This is a genomic window from Janthinobacterium sp. BJB426 (genome assembly GCF_002735705.1).
Classification (GTDB): Bacteria; Pseudomonadota; Gammaproteobacteria; order Burkholderiales; family Burkholderiaceae_D; genus Janthinobacterium.
Window position 1 is genome coordinate 64,915 of the sequence record NZ_PDZL01000010.1, and the last position, 20,714, is coordinate 85,628.

Here is a 20,714-nt window from a genome sequence, read left to right on the forward strand (position 1 = left end):
GCGCGTGGTGGCCGCTGCCCGCCTCTATTGCATGGATTGCTTCACCGCATGCTGTACCTGCAGCAGCATCCAGTCGCACTCGAAGCGCAGTTCCGCCGTCTTGCCGTTGATGGGTCCCCATAAGCGGCGCCTGAGCCGCAGCCCCAGGGCTGCCAGTTCGACGGCGAAGGCGGGGCAGGACTTCGATAGTTGCTGGAATGCCAGGCCATTCTTTTCCGAACCATGATTTTCCAGATCGGCGGGCTTGCAATGCACGCCTTCCTGGAAGACCGATAGCAGTTCCGTGGAACCCGCATACGAGGTGAATATCTGCTGCATCAGGGCAGATTTTCCGATCAGGTTATAGCTGGATTGGAACAGTCCCGCCTCCGCCGTGTTTGCCGCCGTATTGTGGGCATCCTTGTCGCGGCCTTCGCAATAGCGGCCCGAACTTTCGCGCATGCCCAGGCCCGTCAGGAGGACATACAGATGCCGCAGCGTATCGGCGCCATCCTTGTCATTCTGCATGCCCAAGGCCGCGAATTGCCCGGCATACCAGTCCAGCGCATCATTGTCGTCGTTGCCATGCGTGGCTGCGGCCATTCTCACGGTAGTGGCATCGTTTTCTAGCCAGTTGTGGTACGCCTTGGCAAATGCCAGGGCCATGCCCTTGATGTAGCCTGCCGGCGCGACGCCGCGGCCGGGCCAGTCGTAACGCGCCAGTTCGGAATGGGCGGCAATTTCCAGTATGGTTTCCTGCAGCTGGGCCGGTACTTGGGCGGGCAAATGCGCTGGCAGCGGCAAGGCCGATACCGTCAGCGGGACGGCGGCGATGTCCGGACCGCTGGGCCGCAGGAAATACTCGGTGGGCGTTTTGCCATTGCCTGAGGCATGGCGTATATGGGTCTGCGCCTGCTGGTTGTCGGCGATGCGCATGGCATCGGCGTCGAGGCGTTCCGCCACGAGGTAGATGTGGTCGGCGCCAGGCGGACTCTTGAGGTCATACGTGACGCCGACGTCGCCGGCCTGCTGCTCGCCTACGCCGATGCGCTGCCAGCGGCGCGATTGGCCGCCGCTGCCGCCAAGGCGTTGCGCCAGGTGCCCTGCGCCCAAGGTGAGGGGAATATCCACGCCGACGGAGATCAGCAGTGCGCTCAATGTTGCCGCGCAGCCATTGAGCAATGGCGGTTGCGCATCGTCCAGATCAAGCGCCACGGCCGCGCGCTGCTGGGCTGCGTGCAGCCGTGCATCGCTATTGGCCGCTGCGATGATCTGGTCGATCAGTTGCTTATCCATGGGTATGCTCCGTTTCTCATCGCAATCTGGGTTGGTCATCGCAATCGGGTGAAAGTTCGCAGCAAGTGATTATTCCGCCTTGGGTTTGCCGATCAGGACGCAGGAGTCGATTTCGTCCAGGGCAAGCTCGCCCAAAGCCGTAATTTGGGCCAATTGAGCGATGCGAACGGCTTCACTCCTCTCGTTCGCCGCAGCCAGCGCGGCAAGCTGGGCTGCCTTGCTCGGCTCTTTGATTTCTCTGGCCTGTATCTGACGCGACTGTTTCTGCAGGAGCTGAAGCGCCTGTTCCTGCTGGAGCAGGGCGGCCGAGAGAGTATTTCCTGTACTGTTGACTAAAATGTTGTTGCTGGCATAGCGGTCGCGCAGGTCGATGACTTGCTTGATGCTTACTTCTTGCGGCTTGAGCACTTGCAGCGATGCACGCAGTTCTGCCAGCACCGAGAGCCAGGCGACATTGAGCGAAGAAGTGGTTTGTTGTTCGATGCTGTCGGGCCAGGCGATCACGCTTGCGACAGGACGCTTGCGCTGCTCATAGTTCGACAGGACGACGCTCAGGCAGGCCACCTTGTCGGCCGCCTTGGCGTAGAGCGTCGATTGCTGGTCCAGTGAGTAGCGCGAAGCGACCAGGCCGGCGCCACCGCCGATGACGGCGCCCAGTGCCGCTGTCGGCAGCGATTTGAGCAGGCCGCCCGCGGTTCCGATGGCGCCGCCCGTCAAAGCCCAGTCGCTCTGGTTGTAGATGGCGCGCTGGCTATCCTCGGCCAGCTTCAAATACCAGAATCTTTGTTTGAGCAATAATATCTTGCTCTCTGCCAGCGTGGCGGGAGCGCCAAACAAGGTATTGCTCTGCACGCTCTCGGTCAGCGCATTGCTTTCCGCGTTGCTGGGCATGCGAAAGATCGGATAGGCATTGGGCGGTGCAAAGCCGCATCCACTCAATAGCAGCGCCAATAATGGCAGCGCAGGAAATGCTTTCATTTCGCTCCTCCTTGCATGGGATACATGCAATTACCGAAGGGAAATGTACGTGCAATCCCAAGCAACTACAAGTTAATTATTTTTTTGTCATGGTGCTATTTTCATGCGGGGAAGGTGTAGAAACGCGTGCGCAGGTGTGTTGCTGAGGCTGCTTCTTGCGCACGTCGTTCCTGAAAACAGCGTCAGGTTTCACATTGACAGTGACCGTGCGACCGCCGCATGCGCCAGCGCATCGTCCAGCCAGTCGTTGCCCTAGAATAATTTCCCATGGCTGATGCAATTGGGGGCGCCGAACAGGTTCAGCGCTTGTGCCTGCTCAGTTTAGCTGCTTGTGGCCGCCGCCTTGGCGCGCGCCGCGTGCAGTTTCTTGAAGCTGTCGATCAGGCGCTGGTGCCTGTCGAGGCCTTCCAGTTGCATGCTGGTCGGGGTCAGGCCGAAGAAGCGCACGCTGCCGTCCACCGAGCCCAGCACCGCGTCCATCCGTTCGTTGCCAAACATGCGGCGGAAATTGACGACGTAATCGTCCAGCTCCAGCTCGTCATCGAGTTCCACTTCCAGCACCACGTTCAAGGCTTGATAGAACAGTTTGCGCTCGAGCGTGTTGTCGTTGTACTGCAGGAAGGTTTCCACCAGCTCTTTCGCCTCTTCGAATTGCTGCAAGGCGAGATGGATCAGCAGCTTCAATTCCAGGGTCGTCAGCTGGCCCCACACGGTATTTTCGTCAAACTCGATGCCGATCAGGGTGGCGATGTCGCCGTACTCGTCGAGCTCGCTGTTTTCCAGGCGTTCGAGCAGGTCTTCCAGGCTGGCATCGTCCAGGCCGTGCAAGTTCAGGATGTCGGCGCGGAACAGCAGCGCCTTGTTGGTGTTGTCCCAGATCAGATCTTCGACCGGATATACCTCGGAATAACCGGGCACGAGGATGCGGCAGGCGGTGGCGCCCAGCTGGTCATATTCGGCCGTGTACACTTCCTTGCCCATGTCGGCGAGGATGCCGAACAGGGTCGCCGCTTCCTCGGCATTCGAGTTCTCGCCGTGGCCGGAAAAATCCCACTCGACAAAATCGTAATCCGCTTTCGCGCTGAAGAAGCGCCACGAGACGATGCCGCTCGAATCGATGAAGTGTTCGACGAAGTTATTCGGCTCGGTGACGGCTTCGCTGGCAAACGTCGGCTGCGGCAAGTCGTTCAAGCCTTCAAAACTGCGGCCCTGCAGCAATTCCGTCAGGCTACGCTCGAGCGCCACTTCCAGGCTCGGGTGTGCGCCGAACGAGGCAAACACGCCGCCTGTGCGCGGGTTCATCAGGGTGACGCACATCACCGGGTACACGCCGCCCAGCGACGCATCTTTCACCAGCACGGGGAAACCCTGTTCTTCCAGGCCGACGATGCCGGCCAGGATGCCCGGATACTTCGCCAGCACGTCCTGCGGCACGTCGGGCAGGGCGATTTCGCCTTCGAGGATTTCGCGCTTGACGGCCCGCTCGAAAATTTCCGACAGACATTGCACTTGCGCTTCAACCAGGGTATTGCCGGCGCTCATGCCATTGCTGACGTACAGGTTTTCAATCAGGTTCGACGGGAAATACACGACCTCGCCATCGGAGTGGCGCACATACGGCAGCGAGCAGATGCCGCGCTCGGCATTGCCGGAGTTGGTGTCGATCAGGTGCGAGCCGCGCAGCTCGCCATCGGGGTTGTAGATGTCGAGGCAGTAGGCGTCGAGAATCTCTTTCGGCAGCGCATCCTTGCGGCCCGGCTTGAACCAGCGCTCGTTCGGGTAATGGACAAATGCCGCGTTGGCGATGTCGTTACCCCAGAAAGATCCGGCGTAGAAATGGTTGTTGCTGAGGCGCTCGATATACTCGCCCAGGGCCGACGCCAGCGCGCTTTCCTTGGTCGCGCCCTTGCCGTTGGTGAAACACATGGGCGAATGCGCGTCGCGGATATGCAGCGACCATACATTCGGAATGATGTTGCGCCACGAGGCGATTTCAATCTTGATGCCGAGGCCCGCCAGCAGGCCAGACATATTGGCGATGGTCTGTTCCAGCGGCAAGTCCTTGCCCACAATATAGGTGCTGGCTTCGCCGGCCGGATTGAGCATCAGCAAGGATTGTGCATCGGCATCCAGATTCGCGACTTCTTCAATGACGAACTCGGGCCCCGCTTGCACCACTTTTTTCACCGTGCAACGGTCGATCGAGCGCAGGATGCCCTGGCGGTCCTTGGCCGAGATATCGGCCGGCAACTCGACCTGGATCTTGAAAATCTGCTGATAGCGGTTTTCAGGATCGACAATATTGTTTTGCGATAAACGGATATTTTCCGTGGAAATATTGCGCGTATCGCAATACAACTTCACGAAGTAGGCCGCGCACAGGGCCGACGATGCCAAAAAGTAATCGAACGGGCCGGGGGCCGAACCATCGCCCTTGTAGCGGATAGGCTGGTCGGCGATGACCGTAAAATCGTCGAACTTGGCTTCGAGACGCAGCTTGTCGAGAAAGTTGACTTTAATTTCCATGGTAATCCAATATGTGCATAAGTAAGTTAGCCGCTATTATCCGTTCTTTCTGCCGCAGGGCAAAGATTGTTCACCGCGGCCGTGCTGGCTGGAAGCGGCCGGGGCAATGAGGCAGGCTGATAAATGGGCGAGGCGATTCAACTGAACATGCGAATAACACTGATGCGTCACGGCGAGCCCCGACTCGCCAAGGGGCGCTGGATAGCGCCCATGCAAATGGGACAGTGGATTGATCGCTACAATCAATCCGTCATTGAAGACAATGACATCCCTGCGGAATGCCCTTTGGCAGCGCTTTCCGCGTCAACCATCGTGGCAAGCACGGCACCCAGGGCATGCTCCTCGGCCAGGGCATTGGGCGAATTGCCGTTCATGCAAGAGGCGATTTTTATTGAGGCCGGGCTTCCCTTTGCCCTCTGGAAAGCGCCCTGGTTGCCGTCTCAAGTCTGGGCAGTGATTTTTCGCCTGCTCTGGTTGTTCGGTTATGCGCGCGGTGCGGACTCGCTAGCGATAACCCGGCGGCGCGCCAGGGCTGCCGCAGAGCGGCTTGTCGCGCTTGCCGCCAATGGGCCTGTGCTGCTGGTCGGACATGGCATCATGAATCGTTTGATCGGCAAAGAGCTGCAGGCATTGGGGTGGCTTGCCCGCAACAGGCAAGGCAGCCGCTACTGGAGCATGGGAGTGTATGAGTTATGAAACTGGTGGGACGTGGATCGATACAATAGATGTTGATGTTGTCGAAACGCTTGGACCTTCCCATTGCGAAGGTCAGCGCCATCCATAAAGAAGGCCGTGCCGATGCAAATTTCCATGAATGATGTGATTACCGAGCAAGAAGTGATAGCCATCTACAAGGCCAATCACTGGTCATCCGCAGAAAAGCCCAAGGAGCTGATGGCCGCATTGCGCAATTCCCACAGCCTGGTGACGGCCCGCGCAGATGGCAAATTGATTGGCATCGGCAATGCCATTTCCGATGGCTATCTGGTGGTCTACTTCCCGCATATGCTCGTCGATCCCATGGCGCAAGGCCAGGGCGTCGGCAGAAGGATGATGGCGGCAATGCTGGAAAAATATTCGGGGTTTCACCAGCAAATGCTGACAGCGGACGGCAAGGCCATCGCGTTCTATGAATCTGTGGGCTTCGTGCGGGCAGGGAAAACAGAACCGATGTGGATCTATGCGGGCGATGAGCATTGAATTGCGTATGCCGATATAACAACAGCGGCTGTCCATGCTGGCGCAGCCGCTGTTTTCTTATACGGACACGGTGATCAGAACTTCACCCACAGCCGTCCGAAATACGAAGCGCCGTTCAGGCCGAACTGCACGCTGTCGTATTTGAAGCCGTTATCCGTTTCATCCGCGTTTTGCGTGGTCGGCTTGACGTTGAAGATGTTGTTGCCGCCAAAAGTGAGCTTGGTATTTTTGCTGATGCTGTAGGTGAAGCTCAGGTCGGCCGAGGTCTTGGCCGCATAGCGTGCGTTCGGTACGCCTTCGGCCGTGCCGCTGAAGGTGCCCAGGGTTTGCGGACCAAAATAGATGATGCGCAGGTCGGATTCCAGCTTGCCCGTGATGTAGTCGAAGCCCAGGGTGGCTTTCGCGCGCGGGCCGCCCTGCTCGATGAACAGGCGTTCGCGCTCGGACAGCAGAACATCCTCGAAGCCCGTCAACGAGGCGGGCGTCTTGACTTTCGTCACTTCCGTTTTGCTCAAATTCAAGGCCAGGAAGGTGTTCAGGCGGTTGCCGGCCAATTCTCCCTTGTGCGAGGCCGTCAGGTCCAGCCCGCGCGTGCGCGTGTCGATGGAGTTGACGAAGAATTGCGCCTCGCCCACACCCAGCAGGGCCAGGCGCGCGGCCAGGTCCGGGTAGTTGTCCGCGTTGAAGCGGCCCGACAGCACGATGCGGTCCTTGATCTTGATGTTGTACAGGTCGGCCGTGACGGAAATGGCTTGCGTTGGCGTCCAGGTGGTGCCCAAGGTAAAACTGGTGGATTTTTCCTCTTTCAACTTCGGAATACCGGCCGCGTTGGCGACGGCGCCGCCGTTCGGCGCCAGCACCACGTCGGTGGGTACGCCGCCGATGAAGTCGGTGAAGGTGGACGAGAAATACACTTGTTGCAACGATGGCGCGCGGAAACCCGTGCTGGCCGAGCCGCGCAGCAGCACGTTCGGCGCCACTTTATAGCTGGCGGCCAGCTTGCCCGTCACGGTGGAGCCAAAGTCGCTGAATTTTTCATAGCGCAGGGCGGCCTGGGTCTTCAGGCGCTCCGTCCAGTCCAGTTCCACGTCGCCATACGCGGCGATGCTGTGGCGTTTGGCCTTGGTGGCGTCGCCGGGCTGGAAGCCGGGAAAGCCCTGGCTGCCCGCATTGCCGCCCACGCCCACGCCGTCGGCGTCGCTGTAGGAGCCCGGTTCGCCGGCCATGATCTTGTATTCCTCGCTGCGGTATTCGGCGCCGAAAGCCACGTTCATGCCGCGCATCACTGTGTCGTAGTAACGGCTGAAGTCGGCGTTGCTGGTCAGCTGCTGGAACGAGAAGCCGCCCGCGTCATAGCTGCTGGCGCTGATGCCCTTGCCGCCGTTCATCAGGTCGAGATTGGCGATCGAGGCGTTCAAGGTATGGCTGATGTCATAGCGCATCTTGTTGTAGCCATAGGTTTGCGAAAAGTCCGCATGCCATTCGCCGATCTGGCTGCGGTGGCCGATGGTGGCGTACTGGTCGTCGATCTTGCCGTTAATGAAAGGCACGAAACCGTCCGGATACATGGCGGCCGAATTGCGCGATGGAATGTCGTCGCTGCCGATGCCGCCCCGGCCGAATGCGGCGCTGGACGCGTCGCGCGTCTGCGCGCCGGCCGTGAAGTACAGCTTGCCCGTGCCGCTGGTGGCGTAGTCGCCATTCACGTACAGGGTCTTGTTTTTGGACTTGGTGTCGCCGATGATGCGCATGCTGTCCGCATCGGCCCGGTTCGAGCGGCCCCGGTCCAGGTATTCGCCCGTGATGGCCAGGGTGCCCTTGTCGCCCAGCGCGATGCCGCAATAGGCGGAGGTCATGTAATTCTTGCCGTCGCCTTCGGAATACTGGCTGTAGCCGGCCACCGCTTCGCAGCCCAGGCTTTTCTTCAGTTCGATGTCGATCACGCCGGCAATGGCGTCCGAGCCGTACTGGGCGGCGGCGCCGTCGCGCAGCACTTGCACGTTCTTGATCGCCAACAAGGGAATCGCATTCATGTCCGTGCCCGTGTTGCCGCGGTTGCGCGCGCCGAACAGGTTGACCAGGGCCGTCGTGTGGCGCCGCTTGCCGTTCACCAGCACCAGGGTCTGGTCGGAGCCGAGGCCGCGCAGGGCGGCCGAATCGATCAGGTCGGCCCCGTCGGCGCCCGTCTGGCGCGTGGAGTTGAACGAGGGCGAGATGTATTGCAGCGATTGCGCCAGGTCAAACTGGCCGCCTTGTTCGGCCACCTTGGAAATGGGAATGATATCGACCGGCACCATGGTATCGGTGGCGGAACTGGCAACCCGGCGCGAGCCGACCACGCTGACCGTTTGCACGGGGCCGTCCGTGGCGGCCGCTTCCGTGTTCTGGGCCATGGCGGCGGGACTGAAAACGGCCAGGGCGGCGCTGCCGTACAGGCTGATAAGGACTGCTTTACGCAAGGTGGTGAGGGTCGGCACGCAGTATCTCCAAGTGGCTGATGAGCAAGATTCGTGACTTGATTCTAGTGCCATCATTTCAGCATTCACCAGCGATACTTTGTTTTGTTATTACAAATTTGCTGTAACTGTTGTTTCCTGGTTGATTATCTTTTCGTTGCTGCCTGGCTTGCCTTGCGCTGGTGCGGCATGCCCCATTCAGGTGCTGCGTTGCACCATGCCGCCCACCCGGATGGCCTGCGCGCTGTACTGCACCTGGATCAAACACGGCTGCTGCGTCACGTGACCCTGATGCAGGCTCAGCGACTGTTGCCAATGCGCTGCCAGCGCGCCCGCCGCCACACCCGTAGCGCTGTCTTCCAGCGCCGGATCGAGGTGGTTGAAGTTGCGCCCTTCGTACTCGTGCTCGCCCGTGCGGCAATACGCATAGCAGCCGTTAACCTTGTGCAAGGCGCTCCAGTCGGCGATCAGTTCCAGGTTCGGCCGCAGCGCGCGCAGGATGGTGCGGTCGGCCACTTCCAGCAGCAGCTTCGGACTGCCGACAGAGGCGATGACGGGCGGCGACAGCAAGTGCATGTGTTGGCCCATGAGTTCGGACGGCACATATTTTTCCAGCATGACGGCAGGCGCCGGCTGCGGCGCCAGGCTGATGAATAGACCGGCGGCGTTGCACTCCAGCTGCAAGGCTTGCCCGCGCATGGCCGTGCTTACCGTCAGGGTTGCCGGGGCGCCAGGCGCCGTCAGCAGCACATGCGCGGCGGCCAGGGTGGCATGCAGGCACAGGGGACTGCGCGTGTGCGGATAAAAATAGTCAAGCACGATGCCGCCGTCCGCTTGCCGGTCGAGGAAGACGCAGGCACTCACATTGCGCTCGCGGGCGAATTGCTGGCGCGCCGTTTCACTGCTGTCGTCGTTCTCCACGACCAGCGCCGCATTGCCGCCACCGGGTGCGGCGCCGAAACATTTTAATAAGTGGACGATCATGGCGGATGATGTGCAAGGTAAAACATCAGCATAAACGATAAGCCCGATTCCAGATAAGTATAATATACTGTATTTATATACAGTATTGAGGTGGATCATGTGGGGCGCAGTCTTACCCGAGTATGCTGAGTTGTACTGCCTGAGCAATTTCAGCTTCCTGCATGGGGCCTCGCATGCGGAAGAGCTGGTGGCGCGCGCCGTTCAGCTAGGCTACAAGGGGCTGGCCATCACGGACGAGTGCTCGCTGGCCGGTGTCGTGCGCGCCCATGCGACGGCCAAGCGGGCTGGTTTTCCGCTGATTATCGGCGCGCATTTTCACTTGACGCAGGCCGACGGCAGTCCGGCCCTGTCCTTGCTGGCGCTTGTGCAAGACATCGACGGTTACGGCAATTTGTCGGAACTGATCACCATGGCGCGCACGCGGGCGGCCAAGGGCAGCTATTTGCTGACGCCTGATGATTTCGCCGCGCCTTCGGCGGAGTTTGCCCATTTGCAGGGCTTGCCCGGCTGCCTGATGATCTTGCTGCCCAGCTACCCGGCCCAGTCCGGGACGCTGCGCGCACAGGGAGCGTGGATGGTGTCCACCTTTGGCGGCGAGCGCAGCTGGATCGGCCTGAACCTGCTGCAGCGGGCGCAGGATGACGCACACCGCAGCGCCGTGCAGGCGGCGGCGCAGGCGCTGGGCTTGTCCGTGGTGGCTGTGGGCCATGTGTGCATGCACGTGCGTTCGCGCAAGCCCCTGCTCGACACCCTGTGCGCGATACGCGTGGGCAAGCCCGTGGGCGATTGCGGCTATGCGCTGGCGCAAAACGCGGAGCAGCATCTGCGCGCGCGCCTGCGCCTGGCCAATGTGTATCCGCCGCAAGCGCTGGCGGAAACCTTGCGCATCGCCAAGAAGTGTACATTTTCCCTCGCCAGCCTGTGCTATGACTATCCAGTCGAGCTGGTACCGCACGGCCACACGCCGGCGACCTATCTGCGCGAAGAGACGTATGCGGGTGCGCGCCTCCGCTTTCCGCTGGGTATTCCGGCCAACGTGCAGGAGCAGATCGAGCAGGAGCTGGCGCTGATCGCCGAGCTGTCGTATGAAGCATACTTTTTGACCGTGTACGACATCGTGCGCTTTGCCCGCTCGCAAAACATCCTGTGCCAGGGCAGGGGCTCGGCCGCCAATTCGGCCGTCTGCTATTGCCTGCACATCACGGAAGTGGACCCGGCGCGCGGTAATTCGCTGGTCGGGCGCTTCATGTCGCGCGAACGCAACGAGCCACCCGACATCGACGTCGACTTCGAGCACCAGCGGCGCGAAGAGGTGATTCAATATATCTATGGCAAATATGGCCGCGAGCGGGCCGCGCTGGCGGCCGTGGTGATCAGCTACCGGCCGAAGAGCGCCTTGCGCGACAGCGGCCGGGCGCTGGGGATCGACCTGGCCATCGTGGAAAAAGTGGCCAAGGCGCATCGCTGGTTCGACGGCAAGCGCGATCTGCTGGAGCGCCTGGCCGAATGCGGGCTCGACCCGGAGGCGAAATTGTCGCAGCAGTGGGCCGGCCTGGCGCAGCAGTTGCTGGGTTTTCCCCGCCATCTGTCGCAGCATCCGGGCGGCTTTGTGATTGCGCAAGGAAAATTGTCGCGACTGGTGCCGATTGAAAACGCCAGCATGGCCGAGCGCAGCGTCATCGAGTGGGACAAGAATGACCTCGAGGAGCTGGGCTTGATGAAGGTCGATGTGCTGGCGCTGGGCATGTTGTCGGCCCTGCGCCGCGCGCTGGAACTGGTGAGTGCGCGGCGCGGCGAGGAATTTCGCCTGCAGGATATCCCTGCCGAAGACCCCGCCACCTACGACATGATGTGCGAGGCCGACACCATCGGCGTGTTCCAGATCGAGTCGCGCGCCCAGATGAGCATGCTGCCCCGGCTGCGCCCCCGTGAATTCTACGACCTCGTCATCGAGGTGGCGCTGGTGCGTCCCGGCCCCATCCAGGGCGGCATGGTGCATCCGTATCTGCAGCGGCGCCAGCAGAAAGAACCTGTCGACTATCCGAAGGGCCTGGAAAAGGCGCTGGGACGTACCCTGGGCATTCCGATTTTCCAGGAGCAGGTGATGCAGGTGGCCATCATCGCGGCCGATTTCACGCCCGGCGAGGCGGACCAGTTGCGGCGCGCCATGGCGGCCTGGAAACGCAAGGGCGGCATGAACAATTACCATGACCGCATCGTCGATGCCATGGTGGACAATGGCTATGAAAAAAAGTTTGCCGAGGCCATCTTCAGCCAGATCGAGGGCTTTGGCGAATATGGTTTTCCCGAGTCGCACGCGGCCAGTTTCGCGCTGCTGACGTACGCCAGTTCCTGGCTGAAATGCCACGAGCCGGCCGCCTTTCTGTGCGCCTTGCTCAACAGCCAGCCCATGGGCTTTTACAGCCCCTCGCAACTGGTGCAGGATGCGCGCCGGCATGGCGTACACGTGCTGCCCGTCGACGTGGCCATCAGCGCCTGGGAAGCGGCATTGGAAGACGGGCAGGGCGCCGCGCCCGCCGTGCGCCTGGGCTTGAACAGTCTGTTCGGCATGCGCGCCGAGGCGGCCCTGCGCATCGAGGATGCGCGCGCCATCACCGCCTTTGTCGACGTGGCCGACCTGGCGCGGCGTGGTGGCCTGGACCGTCATGACTTGCAGGTGTTGGCTGCTGGCAACGCCCTGCACGCGCTGGCTGGCCACCGGCGCGAGGCGCTATGGCAGGCGGCCGGCGCCGTGCCTGACAAGGATTTGCTGCGCGTCACCACGCAAGAGGAAGACTTGCCCGTGCTGGCCGCACCAACGGAAGGCGAGAGCATCGTCAGCGACTATCGTGCGCAAGGCCTGACCCTGGGCCGCCACCCGCTGGCGCTGCTGCGCAGGCAATTGCTGGAACAGCGTTTCCTGCCCGCGTCCGCGCTGGCCAGCTACACGGATGGCCAACTGGCGCGCGCCTGCGGCATCGTCACCGTGCGCCAGCGTCCGGGCACGGCCAAGGGCGTGATCTTCATGACCCTGGAAGACGAGACGGGCACCGTCAACGTCATCGTCTGGCCCGACCTGGTGGAAAGCCAGCGACGCGAAGTACTGAGCGCGCCGCTGCTGGGCGTGTATGGCGTGTGGCAGCGCGAAGGCATCGTGCGCAATCTGGTGGCCAAGCGCCTGGTCGACATGTCGCATTTGCTGGGACGCTTGCGCACCAGCAGCCGGGATTTCTGTTGATGCTTGTCAACATTATCCGGCTGATGGCATGATTGTTATATGACTACTTTGCCCGAACCGACATTGCGTCCCGCCCTGGTTGCCGACGCGTCCGCCATCGTCGCCCTGATCGACGACCTGATGCCCTTTCTGACCTTGCACCCTGATGGCGCGGGGGCGGAAAAGTTCATCGAACACTGCCGCCAGTCGGCCATCGAAGGCTATCTGTCGCAGACTCGCTACGCGTATCAGCTCGCGCATATCGACGGCGCACTGGCCGGCGTTGTGGCCATGCGCGACAACACGCATCTGTTCCACATGTTCGTGCCGCGCGCCCTGCACCGGCGCGGCATGGCGCGCCGGCTGTGGCAGGCTGCCCGCGATGCGTCGCTGGCCAAAGGCGATGTGACGGCCTTTACCGTCAATTCCTCGCTGTATGCCTTGCCTCTGTATGAAAGCCTGGGCTTTGTCGCCACGGGGCCGAAGGTGGAAATGGATGGCATAGCCTTCGTGCCGATGCGTATGGCATTGACGGCCTGATTACCAGCGCACGATCTTGCCCGGATTCATGATGTTCTTCGGGTCCAGCGCGTGTTTCAGGGCGCGCATGGTGTCGATGGCGTCTGCACCATGTTCTTCCACCAGGAAAGCCATCTTGTGCATGCCCACGCCATGCTCTCCCGTGCACGTACCATCCATGCCGATGGCGCGCGTGACCATGTCGCTGTTGACCTTTTCCGCGCGCGCGATATCGGCGGGGTCGTCCGGGTCGACCAGCATCTGCACGTGGAAATTGCCGTCGCCGACGTGGCCGATGATGGCGTAGACGAGGCCCTGCGCCTCGCAATCGGCCTTGGTGGCCAGGATGCATTCGGCCAGGCGCGAAATCGGCACGCAGCAGTCGGTGGAAATGGCGCGGCTGCCGGGACGCATCTGCAACAGGGCGAAATACGCGTTATGGCGTGCGGCCCACAGGCGAGAGCGGTCTTCCGGGCGGCTGGCCCACTCGAAATCGCTGGCGCCGTGTTCCGCCGTGATGGCTTGCACCAGCTGCGCTTGCTCGGCCACGCTGGCCGGCGTGCCGTGAAATTCAAACAGCAACAAGGGTTTCTCCGGCAGCGCCATCTTGTCGTAGGCATTGATGGCTTTCACGCCATTTTCATCGAGAAACTCGACCCGTGCCACAGGAATACCCATCTGGATGGTCTGGATCACGGCGCTGACGGCCTCGCCCGTGCCGGGAAACGAGCATACGGCCGCCGAGATCGCTTCCGGCAGCGGATACAGTTTGACGGTCACTTCCGTGATGATGCCCAACGTCCCTTCGCTGCCGACGAACAAACGCGTCAGGTCGTAGCCGGCCGAGGATTTTTTCGCCCTGGTCCCCGTCTTGATGATGCGCCCATCGGCCGTCACCACCGTCAGGGCCAGCACGTTTTCGCGCATGGTGCCGTAGCGCACGGCGTTCGTGCCCGAGGCGCGCGTGGCAGCCATGCCGCCCAGCGACGCATTGGCGCCGGGGTCGATGGGGAAGAACAGGCCCGTGTCGCGGATTTCTTCATTGAGCTGTTTGCGCGTCACACCCGCCTGCACGGTGGCCGTCAAGTCTTCACTATGCACTGCCACCATCTGGTGCATTTTCGACAGATCAATCGTCACGCCGCCATGCAGGGCCAGCACGTGACCTTCAAGCGAAGTGCCGCTGCCGTAGGCGATGACGGGCACGTCGTGCGCGCTGCACAGCTTGACGGCGGCCGCCACTTCCTCGGTGGAATGGGCGAAGATGACGGCGTCCGGTAACATGGGAGGATAGCTCGACTCGTCGCGGCCATGGTGTGCGCGCATGGCTTGTGTCATGGAAAAGCGGTCGGCAAAGATCAGGGAAAGTACGGCAGCAAGGGATTCTGGCAGCGGTTTTTTCAGTACCGCCAACTGGTCAGTTTGATTCACGCGAGTCCTCCGTTTTTTTTATTCTACTCCGCGCCCGGGGATTTCACCGAAGCACCATTTTGATTTTTGCCAGTTGTAAAAAAATCTGTCTGGTTCAGCGTACATTGGTTGTAAATGAGAATCATTTCTATTAAAATGCCCGCCAGTAGTTATTTTGCAATGCGTGCTTCCACCCGAAAGGCCATGCCCATGAAATTCCCCTTGTCCCTCGCTGCCGTCCTGCCCGCCTGCGTACTGGCGTTGAGCGCCTGCAGCAGCGTCGCCCCGGTTGCAGGCACGGCCACCGGCGCCGCCACAGCGTCCGCTACTGTACAAGACGTGCGCCAGCTGGGCGAGATCGTCGACCTGCGCAGCGGCCAGCGCGTGACTGCCGAACAATTGCTGGCCCAGCTGGCCACCGCGCCAAGGATCATTGTCGGCGAACAGCATGACCAGCTCAGCCATCACCAGATCGAGCAATGGCTGCTGCAGCAACTGCAGGGCCAGCGCCCGCAAGGCAGCGTGCTGCTGGAAATGCTGAACCCGGACCAACAAGCCAAGGTGGACAAGGTCAAGCCGTGGCTGCAGACGGATCCCGTGGTGCGCCCCGAACACGTGGCCGAGCTGCTGGCCTGGCAGCCGAGCTGGAAGTGGGAACAATATGGCGACCTGGTCATGACCGTGATGCGCGCGCCGTATCCCGTCTGGTCGGCCAACCTGGACCGCAGCGAGATCAAGCAACTGTTTATCGACAAGCCGGCCGTGCAGGGCAAGCACTCGAACCTGGCCAACGATGGCAAGGTGCATGACAAATTGAAGGACATCATCCGCGTCATGCATGACAACCAGATCGATGAGCCGCGCCTGGCCGCCATGCTGTCGGTGCAGCAGCAGCGCGACCGCCGCATGGCCGAGCGCCTGCTGGCCGCGCCCGCGCCGGCCGTGCTGATCGCCGGCGCCTACCATGCGCACAAGAACCTGGGCGTGCCGCTGCACGTGCAGGACTTGACGGGTGGCCCGGCGCCGCTGGTGCTGGTTCTGGCACAGCAGGGCGCCACGGTGCTGGCGCCGCAGGCGGATTTTGTCTGGTTCACGCCGGTTGTGGCGCCCGCCGTCGCCAGCGCCAAATAATTCCTTGTATGTCCGCCGGGCGTTCTGCCCGGCATTCTCCCCCAGCAAGCTCCCCCGCAGCAGCCAGGTAGTCCGTCCGATTTTTTTGCATGCGCGTGCGCGCCATTGGCGCAGCCATGCCTGTTACCTGTCAAAGTTCTCATGCGTATCCTCCGTATCAAAGCCGCCAGCTGCGGTGCCGTTCTTTCCCTCTGTCACGCCACCGCGCAAGCGTCCGCCTTGCCCCATGACATGTCGCCGCTGGGCATGTTTTTCGCCGCAGACCAGGTCGTCAAAAGCGTGCTCATCGGTTTGCTGGTCGCCGCGCTGGCCACCTGGGTGGTCTTGCTGGTGAAGGGCGCCAGTTTGCTGCAAGCCCGACGCGAGGCGGCGCAAGCCGTCGCCATGCTGAAGTCGGCCACTTCCTTGCCCGATGCGGCCGCCAAAGTGGAGGGCGCGGGCAGCACTTCGCTGGCGCGGCAACTACTCGACGATGTGCAGCAGGAGCTGAGCCTGTCGCACGTCAATGCCCCGGCGGTAGCCCTGAAGGAGCGGGCCGGCTTTCGCCAGGAGCAGCTCATTGCGCAGCAGGTGCGCGGCATGACGCACGGCATCGGCCTGCTGGCCAGCATCGGCGCCGTGGCGCCGTTCGTCGGCCTGTTCGGCACCGTGTGGGGCATCATGAACAGTTTTATCGGCATCGCCGTCAGCCAGAGCACGAATCTGGCGACAGTAGCGCCCGGCATCGCGGAAGCCTTGCTGGCGACAGCGCTGGGCCTGGTGGCGGCGATACCCGCCGTCGTCATTTATAACGTGCTCAGCCGCGGCATCAACCAGTACAAGGCGCAGCTGCGCGCCGCTTCCGCGCAAGTGCTGCTGATGCTGAGCCGGGACCTCGACATGCGCAAGCAGGCCTGAGCCATGGCGTCCCTGTTTCCTTCGTCGGACGACGACACGGCCGACATGCCGGAGTTGAGCGAGATCAATGTCACGCCTTTCATTGACGTGATGCTGGTGCTGTTGATCATCTTCATGGTGGTCTCGCCGCTGGCCACCGTCGACCTGAAAATCGACTTGCCGGCCGCCACGGCCAAGCCCGAACCGCGTCCCGAAAAACCGCTGTTCGTTTCCCTGAAAGCGGACCACAGCCTGTACCTGGGGGAGTCGCCCGTGGCGCGCGAGCAGCTGGGCAGCCTGCTCGACGCCCAGACGGGCGGCGACCGCCAGCGCACGCTGTTTTTCCAGGCCGACAAGCAAGCCGCGTATGAAGACGTGCTGGGCGTCATGGACGCGCTGCGCCAGGCCGGCTATCTGAAAGTGGGCCTGGTGGGCCGGGAGGGCGGGTGAATCCGCGCCCTGCATTGAACTGGGGCATCGCCACGTCGCTGGTGGCGGCCGCCGCGTTGGCGCTGCTGCTGTGGGCCAGCTGGCAACCCGTCACCGTGGCGCCCGCCAACCCGGCCGCCAGCGTGATGCTGGTCTTTGCCGCGCAAGCGATGTCGCCGGAAACGCGGGTGGCGCATGCCGTGGGCGCGCGCCAGTCGGCCGCGTCCAGCGCTGCACGGCCGCCCAAGAGTGCAGTCCGGCAGGAAGCCTTGCCGGTGCTGGCACGCGCCGCCGCGCCGGACATCGTCGCCGCGGAAAAAGAGGCGAAGGCGGAAACCAGACCGTCGCCCGATCCTGGCAAGGATGCCGCGAAGGAAGCTGCCGTGCCCGCGCAGGCCAGCAGCAGCGCCACACCGGCGCCAAGCCCCGTGCGCGGTCCGCAGGCGGCGCCGTTCGACAGCGATACGCCGCCCGCCAGCGCGGCGCCGGCCAGCTGGCAAAGCCGGGTGCTCGGCCATCTGGCCCACTTCAAGCGCTATCCGGGCGACGCGCGCCAGCGCAACAAGGCTGGCGCCGCCTGGGTGCGCTTCCAGGTGGACCGCGACGGCAAATTGTTGGCCAGCGAACTGCTCACCTCGTCGGGCACGGTGCTGCTCGACCGCGAGGCCTTGCAAGTGCTGCAGCGCGCGCAGCCGCTGCCGGCGCCGCCCGCCAGCGTATTGCGACAGGGCACGGTGACGGTCACCTTGCCCGTGTCGTTCAAGCTCGATGCCGGGAACGGTCACGGCGCCAGCTGAATTTTTCAATCACATAAGAAATCGAGGGTGTATGCATATCAAGACAATGACGCAGGCCGTGGGCATCTGCATGGCTTTGCTCGCGCAGCAGGCATGGGCGCAACAGGCGCAAGACAGTGGCAAGGTGGAATTTTCGCCGCTGAATGTATCGGGTGAAACTGTCCCGGCGGAACAGCAGGCGCTGGAAAAACCGGGCGCCGTCAGCGCGCGCGGGGCCGATACGCGCTTGCAGAGCGTCGACCAGATCGTGCGCAGCATGCCGGGCACGTTTACCCAGATCGACCCGGCGCAGGGCGCCGTCAGCGTCAACATCCGCGGCCTGTCGGGCCTGGGGCGTGTCAACATGATGGTCGATGGCGTGAGCCAGAATTACTATGGCAGCGCGCCATCGTCCGTGTCGCACGGTGGCGTGCCTAGCAGCCAGTTCGGCGCCCTGATCGACCCGAACTTCATCATCGGCGTGGATGTGTCACGCGGCAATGTCGTCGGTGGCGACGGCGTCAATGCGCTGGCCGGCAGCGCCAATTTCCGCACCATCGGCGTCGATGACGTGGTCTTCTCCGGTGAAAAAACGGGAGTGCGCACGAAAATGTCGACCGGCAATAACGGCGTGGGGCGCAGCGCCATGCTGGCCGTGGCCATGAAAAACCCCGCCTTCGATGGCGGCAGCGTAGGCTTCATGGCTGCCACCAGCGCTAGCGTGATCGGCAACAACTACAAGAATGCCAAGGGCGTCAACAGCGAGGAATTCGGTTTCGGCTACAACCGCTATTACAAACAGAAACCCAAGTCGCAGCTGCTGAAGCTGGACCTCAAGTTGAGCGACTTCCATGCGCTGGAACTGTCGGCGCGCGATTACCGCAGCACGTTTACGCGCCGCGACATCCGCAGCAATGACTACTACGTAAAATATCACTACACGCCGTTTTCGGAATTGATCGACCTCAATGTGGTGGCCAGCAGCAGCCGCGGCAACCAGAAATACATGCCCGAGGCGCTGACCAATTTCATCAACACGAATGCGGCCAACCGCGCCGACGCTGTCGACATCAACAACACCAGCAGCTTCAGGCTGGCTGGCGGCGATGCGCTGGTGACCATAGGCGGCAAGCTGATGCGCAATAAATACAGCAAGCACGTGGAAAGCCTCGTCGACGATCCGGACAATCCGGACGCGAACCAGCAATCGATTGAAAACAATACGTTTGGCCCCGAGGGCGTGCAAAAGATCAACAGCCTGTATGCGGGCCTGCAATACAACCGCGGCATTGTTCAAGTCAATGCGGGCCTCAATTACACGCACTTTGATTTGACCGGCTACAAGCCCGCCTGCGACCCGCGCGTGCAGTGTTTCCCGCAAGGGGCGAGCAATATTGCGCTCAAGGAGCATGGCATCAATCCTTCGCTGCTCGTTTCCGCGCAAGTGACGCCGTGGTTCCAGCCGTTTGCCAGCGCCGAGCGCACGATGCGCGGGCCGAATCCGCAGGAAGTGTTTTTTTCGAATGACGGCGGGGCCTCGATGAACCCCTTCCTTAAGGGCGAGCGGGCCAGCACCTATCAGCTGGGTTTCAATTCCAGCCTGCATGGCTTGCTGAGCAAGAATGATGTGCTGAACTTCAAGGCCCTGTATTTCAAGAGCAAGATCGACGGCTATATCACCAGCCAGTCCTTCCTCGTGTGCGACCGCGGCCGCAAGTGCAATATCGCGGAAGTGCTGGCCAACGACTGGCAGAATGTGGATGACTACATGACCAATATGTATATCTACATCAACTCGGCCACGCCCGTGTACTCGCGCGGCTGGGAACTGGAAGCGCAATATCATCTGGGGCCGGCCTATGCGCGCCTGTCGTACACGCGTGAAACGACGCGCCAGCCCACGTCGATCGCCAGCGCCTGGTTTGGCGCGGCCGACATCAGCGAGCTGCCCAGCGTGTATTACAACCTCGACGTGGGCACGCGCCTGCTGGACAACAAGCTGGAAGTGGGCGCCATTCTCAAGCACACGGGTTCGAACCGCCGCCTGTCGCCGGACAATGAAGCCGATGAAGCGACGGGCGAAGTGCTCAAGGCCGAGAATCCGAAGATCCCGGCCGTGATCGACTTGTATGCGAGCTGGCAGGTGACGAAAAATCTGTTCCTGCGCCTGTCCGTGCAAAACGCCATGAACAAGGATTTCTCGGAAGCGCTGAACCGTTTGAACTCGATGCCGTCGCAGTCGCAGGACAACACGCCGCTGAGCACGGCGCGGGGCAGGACGTATGTGGCTGGGCTGGAGTACCGCTTTTAAAGCAGACCCCAGCCCCGCGCTTTGGCTTGATTAATACTCGCGTGGTGTCGTTCCGTAGTAACTATGGATGGACTGGGCCCACGTGGTATCGGCCATGTTCGGCCAGTTATCCGTATCGAAGCCGGGCGCATTTTCGATGCGCTCCTTGTCGACGTTGAGGGTGAAGCGCTTGTTGACGGTGTCGAGCAGCAGCGCTTCCCAGGGCACGGCGAACAGCTTTTCGCCGATGGTGAAGACACCGCCGTGCGACATGACGGCATAGGCGATCTTGCCGCTGCGCATGTCGATCATGATTTCCTTGATTTCGCCCAGATGTTCATCCTTGGCGTTGTGCACATGGTCGCCGATCAGGGTGTCGGCACCCATCAGTTCGGGGCCGGGACCTTTGTGGCCGCGGTTGACATACATGCCGTAGGCGTCGCGTTCTTCGTAGCTCATGATGGACCTCCTGTTGAAAATGCCAGTCTGCCGCCAGGGCGCGGCAGGGTCTGTTCGCTCTCCCACACAATATATGGAATTGGAAATATTTCAATTATTGCCACTACGCAATTTTGTTGTGTGTAGACAGCAGGAGGGGGAGGGATAGTCGGTATTTGCCGCAAATTTCCGTGCGCGGGGAGCGACGC

At 61.7% G+C, this 20,714-nt stretch carries 16 protein-coding genes; 9 read left to right on the top strand and 7 right to left on the bottom strand.

The window, feature by feature from the left end; genetic code table 11:
- Positions 1–24: 24 nt before the first annotated feature.
- The 3 genes from CSQ93_RS17095 to CSQ93_RS17105 all read right to left on the bottom strand — a co-directional run bounded on the left by CSQ93_RS17095 (position 25) and on the right by CSQ93_RS17105 (position 4,779).
- A complete protein-coding gene (locus tag CSQ93_RS17095; RefSeq protein ID WP_099379073.1) occupies positions 25–1,275 on the bottom strand; it encodes a hypothetical protein in 1,251 nt (416 codons plus the stop codon).
- A gap of 69 nt (positions 1,276–1,344) precedes the next feature.
- Complete coding sequence (locus tag CSQ93_RS17100) at positions 1,345–2,253, bottom strand: hypothetical protein (RefSeq protein ID WP_099379074.1); 909 nt, start codon at positions 2,251–2,253, stop codon at positions 1,345–1,347.
- A 321-nt stretch (positions 2,254–2,574) separates the two neighbouring features.
- Positions 2,575–4,779: an OsmC domain/YcaO domain-containing protein gene (locus tag CSQ93_RS17105; protein ID WP_099379075.1), complete on the bottom strand. Its 2,205-nt coding sequence runs from the start codon at positions 4,777–4,779 to the stop codon at positions 2,575–2,577.
- 123 nt (positions 4,780–4,902) lie between these two features.
- Here CSQ93_RS17105 and CSQ93_RS17110 point away from each other — a divergent pair, with 123 nt between their 5' ends.
- Both CSQ93_RS17110 and CSQ93_RS17115 read left to right on the top strand, forming a co-directional pair.
- A complete protein-coding gene (locus tag CSQ93_RS17110) occupies positions 4,903–5,475 on the top strand; it encodes a hypothetical protein (protein WP_199534440.1) in 573 nt (190 codons plus the stop codon).
- Between the two features lie 114 nt (positions 5,476–5,589).
- Positions 5,590–5,979, top strand: a complete 390-nt coding sequence (locus tag CSQ93_RS17115; RefSeq protein ID WP_199534441.1) for a GNAT family N-acetyltransferase — start codon at positions 5,590–5,592, stop codon at positions 5,977–5,979.
- Positions 5,980–6,053: 74 nt separating this feature from the next.
- On the opposite strand, the gene CSQ93_RS17120 is transcribed toward CSQ93_RS17115, so the two are convergent.
- Both CSQ93_RS17120 and CSQ93_RS17125 read right to left on the bottom strand, forming a co-directional pair.
- Entirely contained in the window at positions 6,054–8,456 is a 2,403-nt protein-coding gene (locus tag CSQ93_RS17120; RefSeq protein ID WP_099379077.1) for a TonB-dependent receptor plug domain-containing protein, read from the bottom strand.
- 177 nt (positions 8,457–8,633) lie between these two features.
- On the bottom strand, positions 8,634–9,419 hold the full coding sequence (locus CSQ93_RS17125) for a PhzF family phenazine biosynthesis protein (RefSeq protein ID WP_099379078.1): 786 nt from the start codon (positions 9,417–9,419) through the stop codon (positions 8,634–8,636).
- A 97-nt stretch (positions 9,420–9,516) separates the two neighbouring features.
- On the opposite strand from CSQ93_RS17125, the gene CSQ93_RS17130 reads away from it, so the two are divergent.
- Together CSQ93_RS17130 and CSQ93_RS17135 are read left to right on the top strand one after the other, a co-directional pair.
- The gene (locus CSQ93_RS17130) at positions 9,517–12,657 is read left to right on the top strand and encodes an error-prone DNA polymerase (RefSeq protein WP_099379079.1); all 3,141 of its coding nucleotides are present in this window, start codon (positions 9,517–9,519) and stop codon (positions 12,655–12,657) included.
- Between the two features lie 39 nt (positions 12,658–12,696).
- On the top strand, positions 12,697–13,176 hold the full coding sequence (locus CSQ93_RS17135) for a GNAT family N-acetyltransferase (protein ID WP_233516219.1): 480 nt from the start codon (positions 12,697–12,699) through the stop codon (positions 13,174–13,176).
- On the opposite strand, the gene CSQ93_RS17140 is transcribed toward CSQ93_RS17135, so the two are convergent.
- A complete protein-coding gene (locus CSQ93_RS17140) occupies positions 13,177–14,586 on the bottom strand; it encodes an FAD-binding oxidoreductase (protein ID WP_233516220.1) in 1,410 nt (469 codons plus the stop codon).
- Between the two features lie 189 nt (positions 14,587–14,775).
- Between CSQ93_RS17140 and CSQ93_RS17145 the strand changes: the two genes are divergently transcribed.
- The 5 genes from CSQ93_RS17145 (at position 14,776) to CSQ93_RS17165 (ending at position 20,088) form a co-directional block, all read left to right on the top strand.
- Positions 14,776–15,696: a ChaN family lipoprotein gene (locus CSQ93_RS17145; protein ID WP_099379080.1), complete on the top strand. Its 921-nt coding sequence runs from the start codon at positions 14,776–14,778 to the stop codon at positions 15,694–15,696.
- A gap of 141 nt (positions 15,697–15,837) precedes the next feature.
- Positions 15,838–16,593, top strand: coding sequence for a tonB-system energizer ExbB (gene exbB / locus CSQ93_RS17150; protein WP_099379081.1), 756 nt, complete (start codon positions 15,838–15,840; stop codon positions 16,591–16,593).
- A gap of 3 nt (positions 16,594–16,596) precedes the next feature.
- Positions 16,597–17,022 carry a TonB system transport protein ExbD gene (gene exbD / locus CSQ93_RS17155; RefSeq protein WP_051958971.1) on the top strand — a complete coding sequence of 142 codons (426 nt, stop codon included), beginning with the start codon at positions 16,597–16,599 and terminating at the stop codon, positions 17,020–17,022.
- The gene (locus CSQ93_RS17160) at positions 17,019–17,798 is read left to right on the top strand and encodes an energy transducer TonB family protein (protein WP_158301274.1); all 780 of its coding nucleotides are present in this window, start codon (positions 17,019–17,021) and stop codon (positions 17,796–17,798) included. The genes exbD and CSQ93_RS17160 overlap by 4 nt, the downstream gene beginning before the upstream one ends.
- Positions 17,799–17,829: 31 nt before the next feature.
- Positions 17,830–20,088 carry a TonB-dependent receptor domain-containing protein gene (locus CSQ93_RS17165; protein ID WP_099379083.1) on the top strand — a complete coding sequence of 753 codons (2,259 nt, stop codon included), beginning with the start codon at positions 17,830–17,832 and terminating at the stop codon, positions 20,086–20,088.
- A 30-nt stretch (positions 20,089–20,118) separates the two neighbouring features.
- Here the strand turns inward: CSQ93_RS17165 and CSQ93_RS17170 are convergent, their stop codons facing one another.
- The gene (locus CSQ93_RS17170; RefSeq protein WP_071075939.1) at positions 20,119–20,526 is read right to left on the bottom strand and encodes a PRC-barrel domain-containing protein; all 408 of its coding nucleotides are present in this window, start codon (positions 20,524–20,526) and stop codon (positions 20,119–20,121) included.
- Between the last annotated feature and the right edge of the window lie 188 nt (positions 20,527–20,714).